This is a genomic window from Vibrio eleionomae, from assembly GCF_009874545.1.
Lineage (GTDB): Bacteria > Pseudomonadota > Gammaproteobacteria > Enterobacterales > Vibrionaceae > Vibrio > Vibrio nitrifigilis.
In genome coordinates, this window is record NZ_WEKT01000042.1 from 12902 (window position 1) to 33325 (window position 20424).

General features: G+C 42.6%; 18 protein-coding genes and 1 riboswitch. Of the genes, 10 read left to right on the forward strand and 8 right to left on the reverse strand.

Annotation, left to right across the window (positions count from 1 at the left end; translation table 11 throughout):
• Positions 1–15: 15 nt before the first annotated feature.
• From F9817_RS17555 to F9817_RS17565, 3 genes are read left to right on the forward strand one after another with little or no spacing between them, the layout of a single operon-like run.
• Positions 16–1431: an NAD(P)/FAD-dependent oxidoreductase gene (locus F9817_RS17555; protein ID WP_161157465.1), complete on the forward strand. Its 1416-nt coding sequence runs from the start codon at positions 16–18 to the stop codon at positions 1429–1431.
• Entirely contained in the window at positions 1424–2662 is a 1239-nt protein-coding gene (locus F9817_RS17560; RefSeq protein ID WP_161157466.1) for an NAD(P)/FAD-dependent oxidoreductase, read from the forward strand. Before F9817_RS17555 ends, F9817_RS17560 begins: the two co-directional genes overlap by 8 nt.
• On the forward strand, positions 2655–4097 hold the full coding sequence (locus F9817_RS17565; protein ID WP_161157467.1) for an FGGY family carbohydrate kinase: 1443 nt from the start codon (positions 2655–2657) through the stop codon (positions 4095–4097). The genes F9817_RS17560 and F9817_RS17565 overlap by 8 nt, the downstream gene beginning before the upstream one ends.
• Positions 4098–4518: 421 nt before the next feature.
• Here the strand turns inward: F9817_RS17565 and F9817_RS17570 are convergent, their stop codons facing one another.
• Positions 4519–5148 carry a LysE family translocator gene (locus tag F9817_RS17570; protein WP_161157468.1) on the reverse strand — a complete coding sequence of 210 codons (630 nt, stop codon included), beginning with the start codon at positions 5146–5148 and terminating at the stop codon, positions 4519–4521.
• 525 nt (positions 5149–5673) lie between these two features.
• Between F9817_RS17570 and F9817_RS17575 the strand changes: the two genes are divergently transcribed.
• On the forward strand, positions 5674–7086 hold the full coding sequence (locus tag F9817_RS17575) for an aminotransferase-like domain-containing protein (RefSeq protein WP_161157469.1): 1413 nt from the start codon (positions 5674–5676) through the stop codon (positions 7084–7086).
• A 121-nt stretch (positions 7087–7207) separates the two neighbouring features.
• On the opposite strand, the gene F9817_RS17580 is transcribed toward F9817_RS17575, so the two are convergent.
• The 6 genes from F9817_RS17580 to F9817_RS17605 form a co-directional block, all read right to left on the reverse strand.
• A complete protein-coding gene (locus F9817_RS17580) occupies positions 7208–7507 on the reverse strand; it encodes a hypothetical protein (RefSeq protein WP_202436506.1) in 300 nt (99 codons plus the stop codon).
• A 98-nt stretch (positions 7508–7605) separates the two neighbouring features.
• On the reverse strand, positions 7606–8142 hold the full coding sequence (locus F9817_RS17585; protein ID WP_161157470.1) for a GNAT family N-acetyltransferase: 537 nt from the start codon (positions 8140–8142) through the stop codon (positions 7606–7608).
• Positions 8143–8283: 141 nt separating this feature from the next.
• A complete protein-coding gene (locus F9817_RS17590; RefSeq protein ID WP_161157471.1) occupies positions 8284–8958 on the reverse strand; it encodes a haloacid dehalogenase type II in 675 nt (224 codons plus the stop codon).
• 265 nt (positions 8959–9223) lie between these two features.
• Positions 9224–9682: a GNAT family N-acetyltransferase gene (locus F9817_RS17595; RefSeq protein ID WP_161157472.1), complete on the reverse strand. Its 459-nt coding sequence runs from the start codon at positions 9680–9682 to the stop codon at positions 9224–9226.
• Between the two features lie 67 nt (positions 9683–9749).
• Complete coding sequence (locus F9817_RS17600) at positions 9750–10502, reverse strand: SDR family oxidoreductase (protein WP_161157473.1); 753 nt, start codon at positions 10500–10502, stop codon at positions 9750–9752.
• Between the two features lie 127 nt (positions 10503–10629).
• Positions 10630–11373 (reverse strand): SDR family NAD(P)-dependent oxidoreductase, encoded by a 744-nt coding sequence (locus F9817_RS17605; RefSeq protein ID WP_161157474.1) that lies wholly within the window; start codon positions 11371–11373, stop codon positions 10630–10632.
• A 372-nt stretch (positions 11374–11745) separates the two neighbouring features.
• Here F9817_RS17605 and F9817_RS17610 point away from each other — a divergent pair, with 372 nt between their 5' ends.
• The 6 genes from F9817_RS17610 (at position 11746) to F9817_RS17635 (ending at position 18921) form a co-directional block, all read left to right on the forward strand.
• Positions 11746–13284 carry an ABC transporter substrate-binding protein gene (locus F9817_RS17610; RefSeq protein WP_161157475.1) on the forward strand — a complete coding sequence of 513 codons (1539 nt, stop codon included), beginning with the start codon at positions 11746–11748 and terminating at the stop codon, positions 13282–13284.
• Between the two features lie 56 nt (positions 13285–13340).
• Positions 13341–13438, forward strand: a riboswitch (TPP riboswitch).
• 105 nt (positions 13439–13543) lie between these two features.
• A complete protein-coding gene (thiD, locus tag F9817_RS17615; RefSeq protein ID WP_161157476.1) occupies positions 13544–14437 on the forward strand; it encodes a bifunctional hydroxymethylpyrimidine kinase/phosphomethylpyrimidine kinase in 894 nt (297 codons plus the stop codon).
• Entirely contained in the window at positions 14434–15252 is an 819-nt protein-coding gene (gene thiM, locus F9817_RS17620; protein WP_161157477.1) for a hydroxyethylthiazole kinase, read from the forward strand. Before thiD ends, thiM begins: the two co-directional genes overlap by 4 nt.
• A gap of 150 nt (positions 15253–15402) precedes the next feature.
• The gene (locus F9817_RS17625; protein ID WP_161157478.1) at positions 15403–16098 is read left to right on the forward strand and encodes a pirin family protein; all 696 of its coding nucleotides are present in this window, start codon (positions 15403–15405) and stop codon (positions 16096–16098) included.
• A 166-nt stretch (positions 16099–16264) separates the two neighbouring features.
• Positions 16265–17698 carry a 6-phospho-beta-glucosidase gene (locus F9817_RS17630; RefSeq protein WP_161157479.1) on the forward strand — a complete coding sequence of 478 codons (1434 nt, stop codon included), beginning with the start codon at positions 16265–16267 and terminating at the stop codon, positions 17696–17698.
• A gap of 164 nt (positions 17699–17862) precedes the next feature.
• Positions 17863–18921, forward strand: a complete 1059-nt coding sequence (locus F9817_RS17635; protein ID WP_161157480.1) for a LacI family DNA-binding transcriptional regulator — start codon at positions 17863–17865, stop codon at positions 18919–18921.
• Positions 18922–19142: 221 nt separating this feature from the next.
• Here F9817_RS17635 and F9817_RS17640 read toward each other — a convergent pair whose 3' ends face one another.
• Positions 19143–20333, reverse strand: coding sequence for a sugar transporter (locus F9817_RS17640; RefSeq protein WP_161157481.1), 1191 nt, complete (start codon positions 20331–20333; stop codon positions 19143–19145).
• Positions 20334–20424 lie beyond the last annotated feature (91 nt).

Here is a 20424-nt window from a genome sequence, read left to right on the forward strand (position 1 = left end):
TCAGGACAAATAGTTATGGAACAGACTGAAGTAACACGTTCAATCAAACAACAAACGTTCGATGTCGCGATTATTGGCGGCGGACTCGTCGGCTGCGCAATGGCCAGACGATTTACCCTTGAGGGAGCACGAGTTCTCTTACTTGAACGAGGCTCAGATATATTATCGGGCGCAAGTAAAGGTAACAGTGCCATTTTACATACCGGTTTTGATGCACCGCCAGAAAGCATTGAACTGCAATGCGTACAGAATGGCTATCAAGAATATATGGCGATTCGTGAAAGCATGAATCTACCCGTGTTAAAGACCGGTGCGCATGTGGTCGCTTGGACTGAGAACGATCTTGCTCAATTTCCCAAGATTTTGGCTAAAGCCCATCAAAATGGCATCACGAATGCAGTGGAAATCGGTCAATCGGAATTATTATCCAGAGAACCAGGGCTTGCTAAACATGCCAAAGGGGCGATTTGGGTACCTGATGAATTTTTAATTGATCCATGGTCTGCCCCCCTCGCCTATCTTCAACAAGCTGTCGATAATGGCGCCAACCTACTCTTAAACTGCGAAGTAAAAGACGGAGAGTTTGATGGTCAAACATGGCAGCTCAATACCAGCAAGGGTCAACTAAAAGCCACTTCTGTTGTCAATTGTGCTGGCCTACGCGGCGACTGGTTGGAAAAAAATCTATTAGGTGACTCTGATTTTGAGATTCGTCCACGTAAAGGCCAATTTGTTGTTTTCGACAAAGCGGCACATCACCTGATCGACAGTATTATTCTGCCAGTGCCGAACGAAATCACCAAAGGCATTGTCTTAACTCGCACTATTTTCGGTAACCTATTGGTTGGCCCAACCGCTGAAGAACAAACAGACCGAGATCATGCTGCGCTCGATACCAAAACACTAGAAACTCTGCGTCAGGCCGCTATTGAACACATTCCGGCTCTTGCAAACATCCCTGTTACCGCAACCTATGCTGGATTAAGGCCCGGCAGCGATGAAAAAGAGTACCGAATTCATGAGCATTGGGATAAACACTACATCACGGTAGGCGGTATTCGTTCGACAGGATTAACTGCGGCTTTAGGTATTGCTCAATATATTTACCAAAAGTACCGCACGTATTTCTCTCATCAACCCATTGCCGAGCCAAGCACTCCGCACATGCCGATATTAGCCGAGCATCTTAAACGTGACTGGCAAACACCAGGCTATGAAGAGATGGTGTGCCATTGTGAACTGGTTACGAAAAGAGAGATCGAAGCAACGTTTAACACCTCAGTGCCACCCGGTGATTTCGGTGGGTTAAGACGCCGCACTCGCGCCTGCATGGGGCGTTGCCAAGGCTTCTACTGCAGCAGTCGCGTCGCAGAACTGGCTGGCGATAAACTGCGCATTCCGCTTACTGTTGAGGAGCACAATCATGACTGAGGTCATTCATACAGATGTCGCCATTATTGGCTCAGGTCCAGCCGGATTGTCCGCAGCAACCGAACTAAAAAAGCGAGGCATTACCAATGTGATGGTCTTAGAGCGTGAACAAGTCGCTGGTGGCATACCACGCCATTGTGCTCACCCACCCTATGGGGTGCTCGAATATCATCAATTGATGACAGGCCCTACGTTCGCAAAGCGCAATGTTCAAGAGGCTCAAAAAGCAGGTGTCGATCTTCGAATCGGTACGACGGTTGTTGCGCTAAATCCCGATGGTGAATTAGACGTGATGTCGTCATCCGGTCCATACAAAATAAAAGCACAACGCGTACTGTTATCGACCGGTGTTAGAGAGACACCTCGTTCAGCTAGATTTGTCGGTGGTGACCGCCCTATTGGTGTGTACAACACAGGGGCATTGCAAAACTTTGTTCATCTGAAAGGCAAAAAACCCTTTCTTCGACCGCTAATTGTTGGCACCGAGTTGGTCAGCTTATCGGCCATTGCAACTTGTCGAAAAGTGGGAATTAAACCGGTTGCGATGATAGATAGCCAAAGCTCAGCCACAACGTATTCGGCGTTGATGATGTACCCCAAATTAAGCGGTGTTCCTGTTTATTATGGTGCGAATCTAGAATCCATTCATGGTATTGGCCGAGTTGAAGGCGCAACATTACGTTTTGCTGATGGTTCAACACAAAATATTGCCTGTGACGGGATTCTATTTACTGGCAAATTCACCCCAGACTCTGCTTTGATTCGCCCGAGCCATTTACTGATCGATAACGGCACGGGCGGTCCACTGGTGGATCAAGATGGCCGTTGTAGCGATCCTAGCTACTTTGCAGCAGGCAATGTATTACGCCCAGTAGAAACAGCAGGCTGGTCATATCGCGAAGCTAAGCGCATTGGTCGTTTTATTGCTCAAGACTTAGCAAAACCACCCGCTTCCCCCGTTTCTAACATTACAGTAGAAGTCGAACATCCCATTCGCTTTTGTGTTCCACAAAAGCTGGTTCTTAACACCACCGCAGCCCTACCTCATTTGCAACTAAGAGTCGCTCAAGCGGTGCGTGGACATATTGAAGTTAGCTCTAACGGCAATGTGCTCTACAGTAAAAAGGTGAACACTCAACCGGAACGGCGCATTCTTATTCCACTGGATAAAATCGCGCTGGAGCATGTGTGCAACGGCAAACTTGAGATTCGAGTGACAGATAATGGGTGAGAATAATTCACAACGTTTTGCTGCGATTGATCAAGGGACAACCAGCACGCGTCTCGTCATCACAGAGGCAAATGGCGCGGCCAGTGTCCCCTTTTCGGTGCGTCATCATACCACTTACCCGCAGCAGGGATGGGTTGAACAAGATGCCAATGAGCTACTGCATAACGTTCAATTATGCCTTACACACGCCGGCGATATTGCGGCGATTGGTATGGCTAACCAAGGTGAAAGCTGTTTGGCTTGGGATGCCAAAACAGGCGAACCACTTTCGCCGGTGATTGTTTGGCAAGATAATCGCACCAGCAGCACCATTGAAAGGTTGCGTGCCCAAGGGTTAGAACAAATGACGCTCGATCGGGCAGGCTTACCGCTAGATCCTTATTTTTCAGCCAGTAAGCTGTATTGGCTTGTCGAAAATATTCCCGCGGTTAAACAAGCCTACCAAGAAAAACGCCTGCATATTGGCACCACCGACGCCTTTTTTCTAGAACGCCTAACGGGACGGTTTGTAACGGATGTGACCACTGCATCTCGCACCTCGTTAATGAACCTCAGTACCCAAACATGGGATGACACGTTATGCGCACGGTTTGGGGTACCACTTGAGTGTTTGCCCACTATATCGGCCAGTGTTGCCAACTTTGGCACCCTAGCAAACGGTGTTCCGATCACAGCATCATTAGTTGATCAACAAGCTTCATTGTACGGACATGGCTGTCGCAATCCTGGTGATATCAAAATGACGTTTGGCACTGGGGCATTCATGCTGATGGTAACAGGAGATCAGCGCCCGAATGCGCCAGAGGGCTTGCTCTCAACTACCGCTTGGCAAATGGATAATTCGCTCACTTACGCCTGCGAAGGGGGGATTTATCATGCTAGTGCGGCTATCGAATGGGCCAAAAAACTTGGCTTATTCCATCGCTACCAAGAGATTGAACAGTTTGCACAGCCACCAGCTATCGAAAGAGAGTTAGTGTTTATTCCTGCCCTTTCTGGGCTTGCCGCCCCTTTTTGGGATCGCTCGGCAAGCGGCTTATGGATAGGGATGGATGGCGGGACAAGCGCATCTTGTTTATGTCAGTCGATTCTCGAGGGTGTTGCTCTTAGGGCGGCCCAAGTGATTAATGCAATGCCACATTTAGAAAATAGCCACGCACGTTTATCCATTGATGGCGGGTTGACTAACAACCCCTATTTTGTTCAATTTCTCGCCGACGTTTTACAACGCGACGTCATTACCTCCAGTTTCACAGAACTGACAGGTTTTGGCTGCGCGGCACTAGCCGCATACGGAGCGAATGGATCTAATCTTGTCATCCAAAACGATGAACATATCTATACGCCCAAAATATCGGTTCAATTAGCGCAAAAATGGCTCGCCACTTTCGACCAAGCACTCACCTTCAGCCGCGGCTGGAAAAAAACACCTTAACAGTCGAATAATAACGTCGGATTCAAAGCCTAATAGCTCTCATATCTATAACGATGTGAGAGCTATTATTCGAACATTTACGTGTTTCGTTAGTGCTGTGTACCAATAAATATTACTCAAGATCTAACTTAGTTTTGGACAGAAACCATTTAGGTCAATCGCTCTAATTAGTTCCTGTCAGATTAGAAAATAGTATATTGAGGCCTTAGGCGTTTGTGAAGTTTCCGTTTGCTGAACGAACTCCTAAAATACGATTTAGGATGTCCTCGATCGTGTTTTAGGTATCGTAATATCTAGCCTTGACGAATTTTTCTATCGTCCATATTTTCTCTGTAGGTAAGTTATTATTTTTCGAAGAGTGAATTAGAAAATCATTAAATTTCATTTAATTACTTCCTGTATGTAATTAAAACTTTGAATATTATAAAACACCTAGCATAACACCAAATATTATAAAAAATACACCTATTAAGCCTGATGTTATTTTTTGTACCCTACTAGAGCTTGTTTTATTAGATAACCTAGATGCCATGACGGCATATCCAGAAAGAATAATAAGCTTCATAACAGCAGTTAAAACCACCAAAGAAATATATAAATATATATCTCCATTTCCTTCTGCTTCAAATTGAGGAAGTAACGAAGAAAAATATATAAGTGCTTTAGGATTACTTAAACCAACAAAAAATGATTGCCACCATAATTTTGAAGTTTTATCACAATGTATGTTTTTTCCATTTGATTTATTTGATACGTTTTTTTGGGAAAAACATTTTATTAGAGATTTCGCTCCTAAATAAACGAGGTATGTTGCTCCTGCAATCTTAAGCATTTTAAACATTGTAGGATTTTCAGAAAAAAAGGCAACAATTCCAAGAGAGGAAATCAACCCTAATATTAAGATAGCAAAAATATCTCCTGTTAAAATAAAAATAGCTCTGGATTTTCCATATTTTAATGAGTTACCTATGAGATATACCGTGGAGGGGCCTGGGCTACCTACTTGAAGTGATGTAATTACTAAGAAAATTAGCCATGATGATGCGGTCATATTTGTTCCCTAAATATATGAATTAATATTCTTCGAATTAAATTTTCCGATAAAATACGACCTATGGTAAAGACACAAAAACAATTGTTTTTGAAGAAACAATCAAAGCATAAACGAATCTGTATACACAGAAATATCAAAACTGTATACTTTTATCTTGGGACAATGGTCGTGAAGAGACACTGTGACACAACGGAGGATCTTGGTGATTTATCAACTTAAGATAGACCAAACATTACGACTTATCCCTTTCCTATCCCTTATAACGATGCAAGACAAAAGAGTGTTTACAGAGTAAATATCCTTTACATCATGCTGTATGCGCCTGTGTATGAGGAATACAGAACAGGAAGAGTTGCAGGGAAACAGTATGGAATGGATTATTGCTCTTGACTCGTCCAGACACTCTTTATTTCATATGTACGGAAGGGGCATACCAACAAAGAGAGATATCTTCTGAACAACTCGATCGTAAGCTGTATCTCTAATGTTTGTAACATCGAAGGAAACGGAGAAGTAATAAAAATGAGTATTTACTCTGAACTAGCCGATATAATAAGCTCCCGGATAGAAAAAGGGTACTATTCAATTGGGCAAAGACTCCCTTCACTGCGACTTTTCAGCAAAGAAAATGATGTAAGTTTAGGCACTGCCCAAAGAGCATACACACTTTTGGAAGAAAAGGGACTCATAGAACCAAAATCCAGATCTGGTTACTATGTCCGCAAGAATACCAATATCTCACATTGTTACAAAACAGTCGATTTTCCTCAGGAACCTGTCGAAGTTCCGAAATGGGATGACATTCTAGACCTGACCTTCCCTCCCCCTTCTAGCAACCTGATTCAACTTGGCAGGGGACTTCCTAATATAGAAGTCCAAACCTTAAAACCTCTTCTAACCTCATTATCACGCTCATGGGTAAAACCTGATCTTAGTGCTTTGTATTACGATGAAATCAAAGGCCTTTATAAACTGCGTGAACAAATCTCTCGTCTGTTAATTGATTCTGAAACTCAGGTTGCCCCAGAGGAAATCATTATAACTCCTGGTTGCCACGCTGCTCTGTCTATAGCCATTCGCTCTATTTGTACAACAGGCGATGTTGTTGTAACGGATTCTCCCTGTTTTCATGGCATACTCAATTCCCTACAGAACATTGGTGCAAAAGTGATTGAAGTATCCTCATCGAAAAATCAGGGTATGAGTTTAGAGGCTCTTGAGCTTGCTTTAGAGCAGTGGCCAGTTAAAGCAATTTTAGTTACCCCAAATTGCAATAATCCACTGGGATATATCATGCCTGAGGATAAAAAAAAGGACCTATATTTACTGGCGAGGAAATTTGATGTCGCTATTATTGAAGACGATATATATGGGGATTTAGCCTATAAATATCCCCGTCCACGTACAATAAAGTCTTACGACATAGATGGACGCGTCCTCTTATGCAGCTCTTTTTCCAAAACATTAGCTCCAGGCTTAAGAGTAGGATGGATTGTTCCAGGTCGATATTTGGAAAAGGCCTCATATAATAAATATTCTTCAGCTCTTTTCCTCTCTGCTGCTCCACAAAAGGCAATTGTCAATTTTATCGAAGCAGGTTTTTACTTAACGCATGTAAAAAGGATGAGAAACTTATATGCTCGTAATCTTGCAGTAGTAAAGCAATGGGTAGAATTAAGTTTCCCGGAAGATGTTGTTATTTCGGAGCCTCAGGGAGGATATATGCTCTGGATAGAACTCCCGAAAAAGGTCAGTGTGACTAAACTAAATGAAGAACTTATTAATGAAGGAATACAGATCTCAACTGGTCGTATTTTCTCTGTATCAGATAAATACAATAATTGTATACGTATAAATTTTGGAGCACGTTTATCTCCAAGGATAAAAAATGCCATATATAGAATAGGCAATTCCATAAAAAATCAATTGCTATAGAAATAAAATAGAAGAGAAGAGACCTGATAGCCTTATCAAGTCTCTGATTAACAATCATTTCAATATCAACTCTCTACTTCTATATTGGTATTTTCCCCATCAGGCTGGCCTTGTTAGGCATTTATTTTTCGCGCAAGGCCATCTCACCAGTTCTTGGATTTGTCAGTGTAACTTTTTCAAGTGCCTGAATAAGCCACAAATCATCTTGTCTAGTTAATACTGCGAGAATTAATGTATCGACTTCATGCTGGCCTGCTAGATGAGCAGAGCCCGAAGAAAAACGACTCCAGGAATGTATTACTGCGACACCATTGGCTATATGAGAAACATCGTTTAGTTCACATTTTGAGCTTGGAATCACTGTATATTGTTTTGTGAATGGGATCATGGAGAGCAACATCAAAGCCAGCTTTTGGCTCAAAGCCAACCTTAGAGTATTTACGTTAACTCGTTTCGGGGCAAAAACGTTCTACCCGAGTAGGCCGAAACAAAAATAGACAGAAACGAGCTAGTTTTTCTTTATACCTTGCCCCATTCGCTTCGAAGGACTGCCAAAACTACTGTATCCCACCACTGTCCTTTGAAAAAGCGATGCTCTTTAAAATGAGCTTCTTGACGCATACCTAAAGACTGGCACAGCTTAATAGCAGGAAGATTTTTGCTGATTGTCTCCGCATAGATGCGGTGAACGCCTAATTCCAAAAAACCAAAGTTTGCGAGAGCTAAGGCGGCTTCATGACTTAACTTATTACCCTGAGATGACCTTGCAAACGCACAGCCCATTGAAGCTTGCTGATTATCCTCTAGGCGTAAACAAACAGTTCCGATGAACTCTCCTGACGATTTACACTCAACAGCTAATTGGTACGACTTTCTTGGGGTCTCACAAGCCTGAGCAATAAATAAATTGGTTAACTCTCTATATTTATTAGGATCACAGTCACTCTCGTCATAGAAACGCTGATATTTAGCATCTTGAGACATCGCAACAAAGTCGCTTTCATCATCCGGAGTCATGTCCCGAATGATCAAACGTTCGGTCTCAATTTTAAACATCAAAAGTTCCTCTTTCTTCATGAGGTAAAACGTTTAAAGTACAGGCGTGGCTTTTTCACATCCATACCTTTACTGAGTAACTCACTGCTGACTAGGTTGAAATACGACTTAAGTCGTTTGTGTCAGATTATGGATATAAAGTTAGCCGTCTATGGAAATGATTCTATTCACAATTGATGCCATATTTTGTTCAAGAATATCTGGTTTAAGATATAAAGGGTTGTAGATAGCATTCATTCTATTTATATACGCAGCTTTCATACCTACAGACATAGCACCATGAGTATCCCAATCATGTGTAGCAACTAGTCGCAGATTGTTGACATCACAGTTCAGTTTTTCTGATGCATATTTATACGCAATCGCGCTTGGTTTAAAAGTGTTGACCTCCTCTACGGAAATTATTTCATCAAAGTATTCATTTAAATCAGCATTACGGATCTGTTTTTCAATTAGTTTTTTTGATGAGTTAGAGAACGCAACAACTTTAAACCCTTCCGATCTTAATCGTTTAAGCGCAGGTTTTATGTCCTCATGAGGAGGAAGCTCTGAAAATGTATTTAATAAGTCATCCGCTTTTTCAGATAACAATTCAACATTCACTTTCGCAGCTAATGACTCCAGTGCAATTTTAGATAATGTTCCAAAATCTGTATGAACTGATGTTAATAGAGAGACTGTTGATAAGTGAAGCAGCATAGCAAACCACGTATCAGTGTAATTCTCATCCCCAAAAAGTAATTTAAATTTTGGTCTTAAAGCACCAAGATTCAAAACCGTTTCGTTAATATCAAACAATACAACCGTTTGTTTCACGACAGATTCCTTAATGTTATGTAAGCCTATGAATATCTAGCACATAACAGACTACTCCTATTCAGAACTTTAAACACTAGTGATTACGCCAAAAAGCTGTCATAAGAAAAACTAGGACAAGTATCGCAAGCGAAATGGTTCAGCTTCATGCGGCTAAATTATTTAGGAGCATAGGTAACTCACCACAGATTGACGGAATCAAAGATGAACATAACGTTAAAAATCAATGACCAACCACCTTGTGGAATAACTAAAATTGGGCCAGCTAAAAGTATGCCGGTAGTGAACTTTCACAAACTGAATGGTTTTTTGTAGTACACATACAATCCGAGCTATTTACACTGACAAAACCAAGATTTTCGTAATACTCATGCCCAATATCACAGTGCAAGTAAATCGCTTTACAGCGTCTATTCTTGAACAATTCTGCTTTAACCAAGTTGATCAACGCCGAACCATAGCCATTGTTTCTTTGTGCGGGAGTTGTCGCTAACGAACCAATGCCAAAACACCCTTCCGTTAGGTTAAATAGCCCACTATAGACGATAAGAGAAGAAACAATTTGCTCGTCTTCGACTAACACATACCAAGTGCCAGATTGATATTTTTTACTGTTTCGACAATTAACCAGATATTCCTCATAGGACTGACAGCCATTCCAAACATCAAAACCCATTGAGTAGACAATATCTAACTCAAAGACCTTGGCTTTTCTGATGTACATTCTTGGAAACTCCTTAATTTAATACAGGCATATGCCATTATTAGGAATAAGTAGCTCAATTAATGAATCACAAACCACCAGTTACATCCAAATAATTGCCCGTTGAAAACGTAGATTTCTCAGATGCTAACCAATAGATTGCTTCAGAGACCTCTTCAGGTAAGCCACCTCTTTGAAGTGGAATTTTACTTTTAAGTCTTTCAATCCTGTTCGGCTCTCCACCGTCAGAATGCATGTCAGTGTATATTAACCCAGGGCGGACACAGTTAACTCTTATACCTTCAGCAGCAACTTCTAACGACAAACCTTTCGTTAGGGTATCTATCGCTCCCTTTGACGCAGCATAATCAATGTACTCGTTTGGAGAACCTGAACGAGCTGATCCAGAAGAAACATTAACAATAACACCACCTAATCCACCATTTTTGTTCGACATTCGTTTAACAGCTTCACGGCTGCACAAGAAGTAACTTGTAACGTTATTTACTAAAATGCTATTAATTCTCTCAGCACTCATTTCTTCTAAACGCATTTGTTTCTGCAATATACCGGCATTGTTGATAAGCACGGATATCGTACCCAACTCTTTATCAACCACATCAAACAAACGAAGCACACCAGCTTCTTGAGAGACATCAGCCTGAACTATAATGCACTGCCCCCCTTTAGCTGCAATTTCCTCAGCTAAGCTACTTGCAGCTTCAACGTTAGATTTATAGTTAATACATACTGCATAACCATTTTGAGCGAACAGTTTTGCAGTAGCGGCACCAATACCTCTGCCACCACCGGTGATAACCGCAACTTTTCGGGCTTCCATATTTACCTTGTGAATTTGAATGAACTATTGGTCTATCCTAACCAACGTTGTTACTGAATTGTAAATTATTTAAAATTCCACATCTGACTTCGGATACGTTTGGTAGGGCAAGTTCGGATTGAAAACCTCAAGCACCTGTCAGTGAAATCCCGCCATCAACCACCAGCGTGTGGCCAACAATATAACTGGCTTTCTCCGACAGCAAAAATTCTATGGCGTTGACCACTTCTTCACTGTGAGCAAAGCGCTCAATTGGCACCACATTCGAGACTTCTTGGCGAATATTAGGGTGGTTGGTTTGCTTCTCTTCCCAGCGCGGGGTCCAAGTTACTCCGGGAGCCACACCGTTAATGCGAATCCCATCTTTAATATTTTCTAGCGCCAGTGAGCGAGTTAAACCTTCCATCGCATGCTTAGCTGCACTATACATTGATGCGCCTGGAGTTGGTCTTAAGCCATTCACAGAGCTGATATTGACGATCGCCGCGCCCTTTTTCATCAGTTTAATTTCGTGTTTTAAGCACAATGCTTGAGCCCAAAAATCAATATTAAGCGTATCTTTTAATAATGAGTTTTCCACCTGATGAAAACGTCCACTAGACGCTATCTGTGGTGATGCATTATTTACTGCGGCATGAAGTTCGCCATAGGTCTCACTCACGTAGGTAAATAACTGTTCAATGTCACTATCAATAGATATATCGCTGATTTTATGATCGACATTAGCTAGATCTGGATACAGATCAAGCGCCTCGTTCCAACTGGATTTTGAGCGTGAGCAAGTCACCACCTTATAGCCTTCAGCCGCTAAACGGCGTACCGTTTCAAGCCCAATGCCACGTGAACCACCAGTAACCAATGCTATTTTCAATTTGGACTCCTTTCCTATTAATATAATGATTATTCAATCAGTTAAATCTGCTTTAGTCTTTATCCAATCTAGCACGTAAAATGGGCGATGACTGTATAAATCTGATCAGATTCTAATATCCGACTTCACATCTTAACGCGATGACCAAAATGCAACTATTTGCTTACCACTTTTATCCCGACATTAATCTATAAGCCTTTGTTATAAAAATTGTAAGTAGCCATTACCTTCACTATAGTTAGTCTGGACATAACAGATGTTCTCAGCTTGAATAACCCGACCCATTACAAGATGCACAACAAGGCTCTTAACGGTGTTTGTGGCGATTCACAGGCAGATATTGAGAGGCTGTAACTTAGGACGATCACTCGAATGAAGAAGTGGTTTTTGGTAGCAATCGTATTGATAGCTGCTGGGTTAAGTTTTTGGCCCACAACAGAGAAAAGTACCGCAAAACAGGCCATTAGCATATCTGGGCCATTTGAGTTTCATAGCCGTGAACTTTCAACCAATGGCTACGTATTCAGCCGTTTACAAATCGTTGAATCATTGGTTGCTGTCGATGAAAAGGCCAATCCTGAACCTTTGCTAGCGAAAAGCTGGATGCAAAGTAAAGATGGGTTAACTTGGTCTTTTATGTTGAGACGCAAAGTCACCTTTCATAATGGCACCGAACTGACTCCACATATCGTCGTCAATGATCTTAAGCGCGCGCAGCAACATTCTGGCGTACTTCAACAAGTCCCAATCACCAACATCACCCACGATGATGAGCAGGTGATCATTCGCTTATCACGGCTGTATCGTCCATTACTGTTTGTATTAGCGCACTATTCAACGGCAATTCTTGCACCTGAATCTTTTGATGATAATGGTAACATTACCCAGATAATTGGCACGGGTCCTTACGAGATAACAAACTTGCAGATGCCTAATATTGTTAAGGCTACCGCTTACACCACTTACTGGGGTAAACCTGCGAATATCCCGCAACTCAATTATCTCTCAGGTCATCGCCCTGAAAGTCGTGCTTTACTTGCACAAAGTGGCCAAGCTGATATCGCGTATTCCATTGACCCTGCCAGTATGGAGGCTCTAAAAAACAGTAAAAACCTCCATATGAAAGTGGCGGCTATGCCTCGTACAGTGATGTTAAAACTCAACAACGCCCATCCTTATCTCAATAATGTTAAGGTACGCCACGCACTAAGTTTAGCCATTGACCGACATGAAATAGCCAATAAAGAATTAGGTTTACCGGGCTCGGAAGCTTATCAACTTTTTTCTCCTGCATTAGGCGCATGGCATATCGATGGATTAGAGAACCGACACCGCAATTTAGCAGAGGCTCGCAAACTATTAGCCGACGCTGGATGGCAATTAAATTCGCAAGGCGTACTACAACGAGATGGAAAAACTTTCACTCTCAATTTAGTAACCTACGCAGATAGGCCGGAACTTCCGCTGATTGCCACCGCAATTCAAAACCAATTGAAACAAGTCGGTGTTGTTCTCAAAGTCCAGATTATCGATGCGCAAGTCATTCCAGCGAAACAGAATGATGGCACTCTAGACATGGCATTAATTGCTCGTAATTACGGCATGTTATCCGATCCTCTGCCGATATTACTTAACGACTTTGCCGAGCACACTAATTCTGCATGGGGACCGATGAATTGGTCTTCACCTAAATTGCTGGCTCTATTAAATACACTCACCAGTGAAACGGATAAATTTCAGTACCAGCGGAATGCTCAACTTGCTGCACACTTGTTAGTGAATGAAATGCCGCTTATACCGATTACGTATTACCACCAGATCATCGCAGTAAATAAGAGTTTGCAACACTTTAGGTTTGACCCATTCGAACTTAACTATCGTGTTGCAGAGCTCACCTTAAAATCTCATTAGCACACACATAATACGTAATTATCGATTGCTTAAATAAATGAAGTTGCTAGGATACTTGGTGATAGTCGGGGTGCCTTTAGGCTGAGATCGCAATGCGAGACCCGTTGAACCTGATTCAGTTAATACTGGCGTAGGGAACTATGACTGCGGTAACTCGTATTGGTACCCAAATGATAAGAGTTACTCTCAATCACAAAACCTCTCCTTTGCATAGTTAGTGGTTTTGTTTGTTCCTGATGTCGTGTATTAGGAGCAAACCATGAAACCTAAAACAGACATTTCTTTTATTCCAAATATCCTGACCATAGCAGGCTCAGACAGCAGCGGCGGCGCGGGAATTCAAGCCGATATAAAAAGTATTTCCGCCAATGGTGGATATGCATGCAGCATAATTACCGCTTTAACAGCGCAGAACACGCAAGGTGTGCTGGATATCCTACCTGTGCCGGAAACGCATATTGAACATCAATTAGACGCCGTCTTCCAAGACATCCACATCGATGCCGTCAAAATTGGCATGTTGCCTAACGAGGCAAGTATCGCCATCGTCGCGCAAAAGCTGCGTCAGTATCAAGTCACCAACGTTGTTCTGGACGCCGTTATGGTGGCAACAAGTGGTGACGAATTACTCGCATCTACCGCAGTAAGCACCTTAATAAGAGAACTCTTCCCTCTTGCCACGGTCATCACGCCTAACTGGCATGAAGCTGCGGTCATATCCAAGCAACCGGAACCTAAAACTGACCAGCAATTCGCGGAGTTTTGTCAGAATTTAAGAACACTAGATACCCCGATTTTACTCAAAGGAGGCCACAGTTTTTCTCAACATGATGCCTGTGATGTTCTACTAAATAAGGAGAGTCAGTTTACCTTTCACGGACAACGAATCGATACCAACAATACTCATGGTACGGGATGTACACTCTCCTCGGCGATAGCAACCCACCTAGGACATAAAGAACATTTAGTGAATGCGATTTCACTCAGTAAACACTATATTACTCAGTCATTAAATTATGCTGACCGTCTCTCTGTCGGGCATGGACACGGGCCGGTGAACCACATGTATTTGCATCCTAGCCAACGCTCTATAATGTTCCCCACCAAAAAGCAGAGTCGCGTTACCAAGCCGCGTCATGAGGTACAACTATGATGACTCATGACATTATTACGGCTCTGCACAAAGTACGACAAATACAACCATTAGTGATCAATATGACCAACGATGTGGTGACCAACTACTGTGCGAATGCATTACTCGCTGTCGGCGCCTCCCCTATCATGGCGAACTCACGACACGAAATGGCTGAGTTGATCAGCATGGCCGGCGCGTTAGTGGTCAATATCGGCACACTCAACGAAACGCGCGTCAATCAAATGCATTATGCCATCGAATGTGCCAATCATGCGGGCATCCCTGTGGTACTTGATCCCGTGGGATGCGGAGCGACGAAATATCGAACTCAGGTTAGCCAAACCTTTTGCACGCTTGCTGAAAATCTCATTATTCGCGCGAATGCCTCTGAAATTAAAGCGTTAAGTGGCATGAAAGGGAACACTAAAGGAGTCGATAGCACGGCAGAGTCCACTGACGTCATTGATGCGGGTTATCAACTTTTAAGGCCTGGGGTTTCAGGGATTGTGATTTCCGGCGCCACCGATGTCATTATTAGCCCAACTCAACAGGTTCACCTCTACAACGGCAGCACGCTCATGCCTTATGTAACAGGTACTGGCTGTAGTCTCAGTGCTATGGTGGGTGCATTTGCAGCCGTTGGTGAAACGTCAGGATTCGCTGCCACAGCAATTTGGGGAATCGCAGGGGAAATTACGTCACATAAGGCGCAAGGCCCTGGTAGTTTTGCCGCTTTAATGCTCGATAACGTGTACCAATTGGACAATAATCAGATAAGCAACACATTTAGAGGTGACGTTATAGCTAATAATAGTGCGATGAATCTAGTTTAGATCATCACCGCTGCACACAAAAAGTGAATCATGTGCAGCGGAATTCGTTCAATTTTTTTGATGATTACCAACGAGATTTGCCAATTTTGCATTTTGACAGTTGATTTAAAATAACAAACATCTCTAAAAAATTTGAATGAAGGACACTCCATGATCGAAAAAAGGGCGGCGCAAGAACGAGGGCATGTCGATTTAGGCTGGCTTAATAGTTATCACACCTTTTCCTTTGGCCAATATTACGATCCTCATCATATGGGATTTTCTGCTTTACGCGTGATTAATGATGATACTGTGCAACCTGATCAAGGTTTTCAAACCCACGGTCACCGCAACATGGAAATCATTAGTTTTGTGTTAGAAGGCACTATCGCGCACAAAGACAGTGGCGGCAATATTGAAACGTTGCCACAAGGCGAATTCCAACTGATGTCCGCAGGCCAAGGGATCTACCACAGTGAATTTAATCACTCATCGACGAATCCGTTGCATTTCTTACAAATTTGGATAGAACCCAATCAAACCGACACTCGGCCTAGTTACCAACAAAAACCATTTAATGTTATTCAAGGCTTAACGCCGATTGCCACACCTGATGGACAATACGATTCGTTTACCATCAAACAAGATGCTTCACTGTTCCAATTAGTGCTTGCAGGACAAACGCAGCAGCGCTACGCAATCGCAGAGTCTCGCCGCGTATATGTGCACCTCATCTCTGGATCATTACAAATTAACGACCTGTCTCTCTTACCTGGTGATGGTGCGAAAATTTCTGATATTGACCAAATCGATCTAATTAACGAAGGTAGTGAACAAGTTATCGCTTTAATGTTCGATCTGCCCTAGCCCTCCTCCATAGTAAGTGTCAAACTCTTACTATTTTCAGCTTTGTAACCGGTTACAGAAACCGGTTACAATTTTCTTTTGATTGATCTAGAATAGTCACTATTGATCCTGAGTGAATCGTCATGTTGGTCAGGATCCGTTTATTCATTTCCAATCGAGGAATATTATGTCTACGTTAAGTTTCCCAAGTGATTTTTTATGGGGCGGAGCTGTCGCAGCGCACCAAGTTGAAGGTGGCTGGAATAAAGATGGTAAGGGTCCAAGTATCGTTGATGTTCTAACCAAAGGTGCCCACGGCGTTCCTCGCGTGATTACCGATACCGTTGAAGCCGATCAATTCTATCCAAACCACGAAGCTGTCGACTTTTACGGCCGTTATAAACAAGATATCGCCCTATTTGCGGAAATGGGATTTAAATGTTTTCGTACATCGATTGCGTGGACACGTATTTTCCCCAAAGGTGATGAAGAGACACCAAATGAAGCAGGACTGCAGTTCTATGATGATATGTTCGATGAACTGCTCAAATATGGTATCGAACCTGTTATCACATTTTCTCACTTCGAAATGCCGCATCACTTAGTCAAAGAATACGGCGGTTGGACAAACCGTAAGGTCGTTGATTTCTTTGTGAAATTTGCTGAAGTGGTACTCAAACGCTACCAAAACAAAGTGAAGTATTGGATTACCTTTAACGAAATCAATAACCAAGCCAACTGGAAAGCACCGCTATTTGGTTACTGTAATTCAGGGGTGATTTATCTTGATCACGACAACCCAGAACAGACACTTTACCAAGTCGCTCACCACCAATTTGTTGCCCATGCGAAAGTCGTAAAACTTGGTCACGACATTAATCCAAGCATGCAAATCGGTAGCATGATTCACATGATGCCGCTTTACCCTGCGTCATGTCACCCTGAAGATATGCTTAAAGCACAAGATATGATGCGCAGTAAGTATTTGTTCAGCGATGTTCAGGTACGTGGCTATTACCCAAGCTATCTACTGAAAGATTGGGAACGCAAAGGCATTCATGTACAAATGGAAGAAGGCGATGATGAAATTCTGCGCCAGGGCTGTTCCGATTATCTCGCTATCAGCTACTACATGACCAATATTGTGTCTGCCGAGCCAGTTGAAGGTGATTCGGACAGCTTGTTTGGAGAAAGTCGTCTCAATCCTCACCTTCCAGCTTCCGACTGGGGCTGGCAGGTCGATCCTCAAGGGCTGCGCTTTGCCCTCTCTGAACTTTATGAGCGTTATCAGAAACCAATTTTCATCGTCGAAAATGGTTTAGGTGCTCTAGATAAGGTTGAACAAGACGGCTCAATCAACGACGACTATCGCATCGAGTACCTCGGTGCTCATATTCGTGAAGTAAAAAATGCTATCGCTCTCGACGGGGTTCCTGTGATGGGCTTTACCCCTTGGGGTTGCATCGATTGTGTGTCATTCACAACGGGTGAATATCGCAAACGTTACGGTTTTATCTATGTCGACAAACACGATGATGGCAGCGGCACAATGGAACGTTCGAAGAAGAAAAGTTTCTTCTGGTATCAAAATGTGATTAGTACCAATGGAAATGAGATCTAATTGATTGATGATCCCAGGCAGATTTTAGTGCTATCACCTCGTCGTGATTCTCAATACACATGAATCGCAATGAAAGAGTAAATATCTACTCTTAGTCTCATTGAAAATTGTGGTACTCTCGCCGCCCTTAGACATTTGGGCGGCGTGATCTTAGAGGACATTTCATGGCAACAATCAATGATGTATGCAAAACAACAGGCTTATCTAAAGCGACGGTTTCCCGAGTCATCAATGGAAGCGGACAAGTGAAAGCCGCAACTCGAGAACGAGTGGTTGCCGCAATGAAACAGCTCAACTACCACCCAAGCAGTGTCGCCCAAGCGCTAGCAACCAATATTTCCAATTCTATTGGCTTGATACTCCCCCAATTTCAAAGCAACTATTTCGGCAGCATTTTGTATCATGCTGAGCAAAGTGCCCAAACAGCAAATAAAAAACTATTAGTCGTTAACAGCAAAAACAGTGCTCAAGGGGAAACAGAAGCCGTTGAAACACTTATCTTTCAACGCTGTGATGCAATTTTGCTGTATAGCCGCCATTTAAATGAAGAAGCGTTAGTGAAACTGCAACAGCAAGCTAACGTGCCCTTAATCGTACTCAATCGCCAATTAAATTCGGCAACAGTTTCTAGTTTTGGCTTTGAACAGGTTCAATTAGCCACCATCGCTGTCGATCATTTGATTCAGTTAGGACATAGAAATATTGCCTGCATTACCTCACCATTAGACAGTGAAACAGGACGATTACGTTACCAAGCTTATCAAGATGCACTTACAAAGCACGATATTACAGTAAATAAACACTTGGTCACACAAGGGGAAAATACATTAGAAACAGGTTATCGAGCCACTCAGCAGTTACTCCAAAATCTCGGCCATCAAACAGCACACTCTTGCCCATTTAGTGCTCTGTTTGCCTGTAATGATGATATGGCAATTGGCGCGATTCGCGCTCTACACGATGCGGGCTTAAAGGTACCTCATGATGTTTCCGTCATTGGCATAGATAACGAACCAGCAGCCGCTTATGCGCTGCCCAGTTTATCCAGTGTCTCTTTGCCTATTCATTCACTAACCATTGACGCAATGAATCTAGCTATTAAGCAAATTCCAACAATGAATAACACAGTAGCAACACACAAAAATTATCAAGGAAGCCTTGTCAGCCGGGAATCTTGCACAAAATTCCACTCAGTTAACACTTCTTTCGCAACGCGAATGTAACATTACGCACTCAATATCATATGATGTTTACTTTTTAATATTATGCATTAAAGATAATATAATTATATAAATGATAATCGTTGCTATCCATAAAAATTAACTGTAACCTAAATCCCGCTATTGGAATGTGATTCCTGCCTCCCCAAAATTGGGATCGCCTTTTAATAGCAAAAAAAAGCGCCACAGGACGTGGCGCTTTCCCCCTTATTTTCTAAAGGAAATTATCTTAGCTGTGGATAGCGTCGTAACAAGAAGACGATAAAGCCTAAACCAACGACCCCAAATGCCACTCCAGCAACACCAATCCAAGTCACACTCGACATTTGAATCACTTTAGCACCAATCAAAGCACCTGAGCCGATGCCGAGGTTAATAATGCCAGAGTACATAGATTGAATCATATCCGACGCTTCTGCATTGATATTCAATACTTTTACCTGCATACATAGCGATATCACCATCAGCGCAGCGCCCCAAACAATCACATCAACAATGATTGACCAATGGAAGGTAACCGATGCCACTAGAGCCGCCATACATACGATCATCAGTACCACATTGCCATAGAGCAGAGAGGTGTTATGTTTTTCACCTAAGTAACTGAAAATGATACTACCAAGAATACCAGCGCCACCAAACGCAAGAAGAATCAATGTCGTGAATCCAGGACTAATATGAGCCACATCATGCATGAATGGTTCAATATAGCTGTAAGCAGTGTAGTGAGCAGTAAACAACAAGAAAATGAACAAGTACAAGCCCATCAACATTGGATTACGTAGCAATGTTGGCAATGTTTTCATTGAGCCAGTAAATAAGCTTGGTAATTTTGGCAATAAACGAGCCAATACCAATAATATGATGAATGCGACCACACCAATCACAGCAAAAGTAATACGCCAACCAAATGCCTGCCCGATCATACGGCCAAGTGGAACCCCAAGCACCATCGCAAGTGATGTCCCTGTCGCGAGCACACTTAATGCCAACGTCTTTTTACCTGGAGGGGCAACACGAATCGCGATAGAGGCGGTGATCGACCAGAAAACAGCGTGAGCAAAAGCGATACCAATCCGGCTTATCACTAATGATGGAAAATTCCACGCAAATACGGAGCCGACGTGGCTGATGATAAATAAGCCAAATACCCCCATTAACAAACCTTTGCGCTCTAACTTACTCGTCACCATCATCATAGGCAGTGACATTGATGCCACAATCCAAGCATAGATAGTCAACATCCAGCCAGCACTGGCAGCGGTGATATCAAAATCTCTTGCAATATCAGTCAGTAACCCTACTGGAACAAATTCAGTAGTGTTAAAAATAAAAGCACTGAAGCCTAGCGCGAAAACGCGCATGTACTGAGAATGGCGCGTCACCGTAGGCGCCGTTGCGGTGGTTTGGCTCATAACGACTCTATAAAATTAAAAACATTGATTTCAAGGACGCGGCGATTGTCGCGCGTTTTATACAGAAAAGATAGATGGATCACAAAATTTT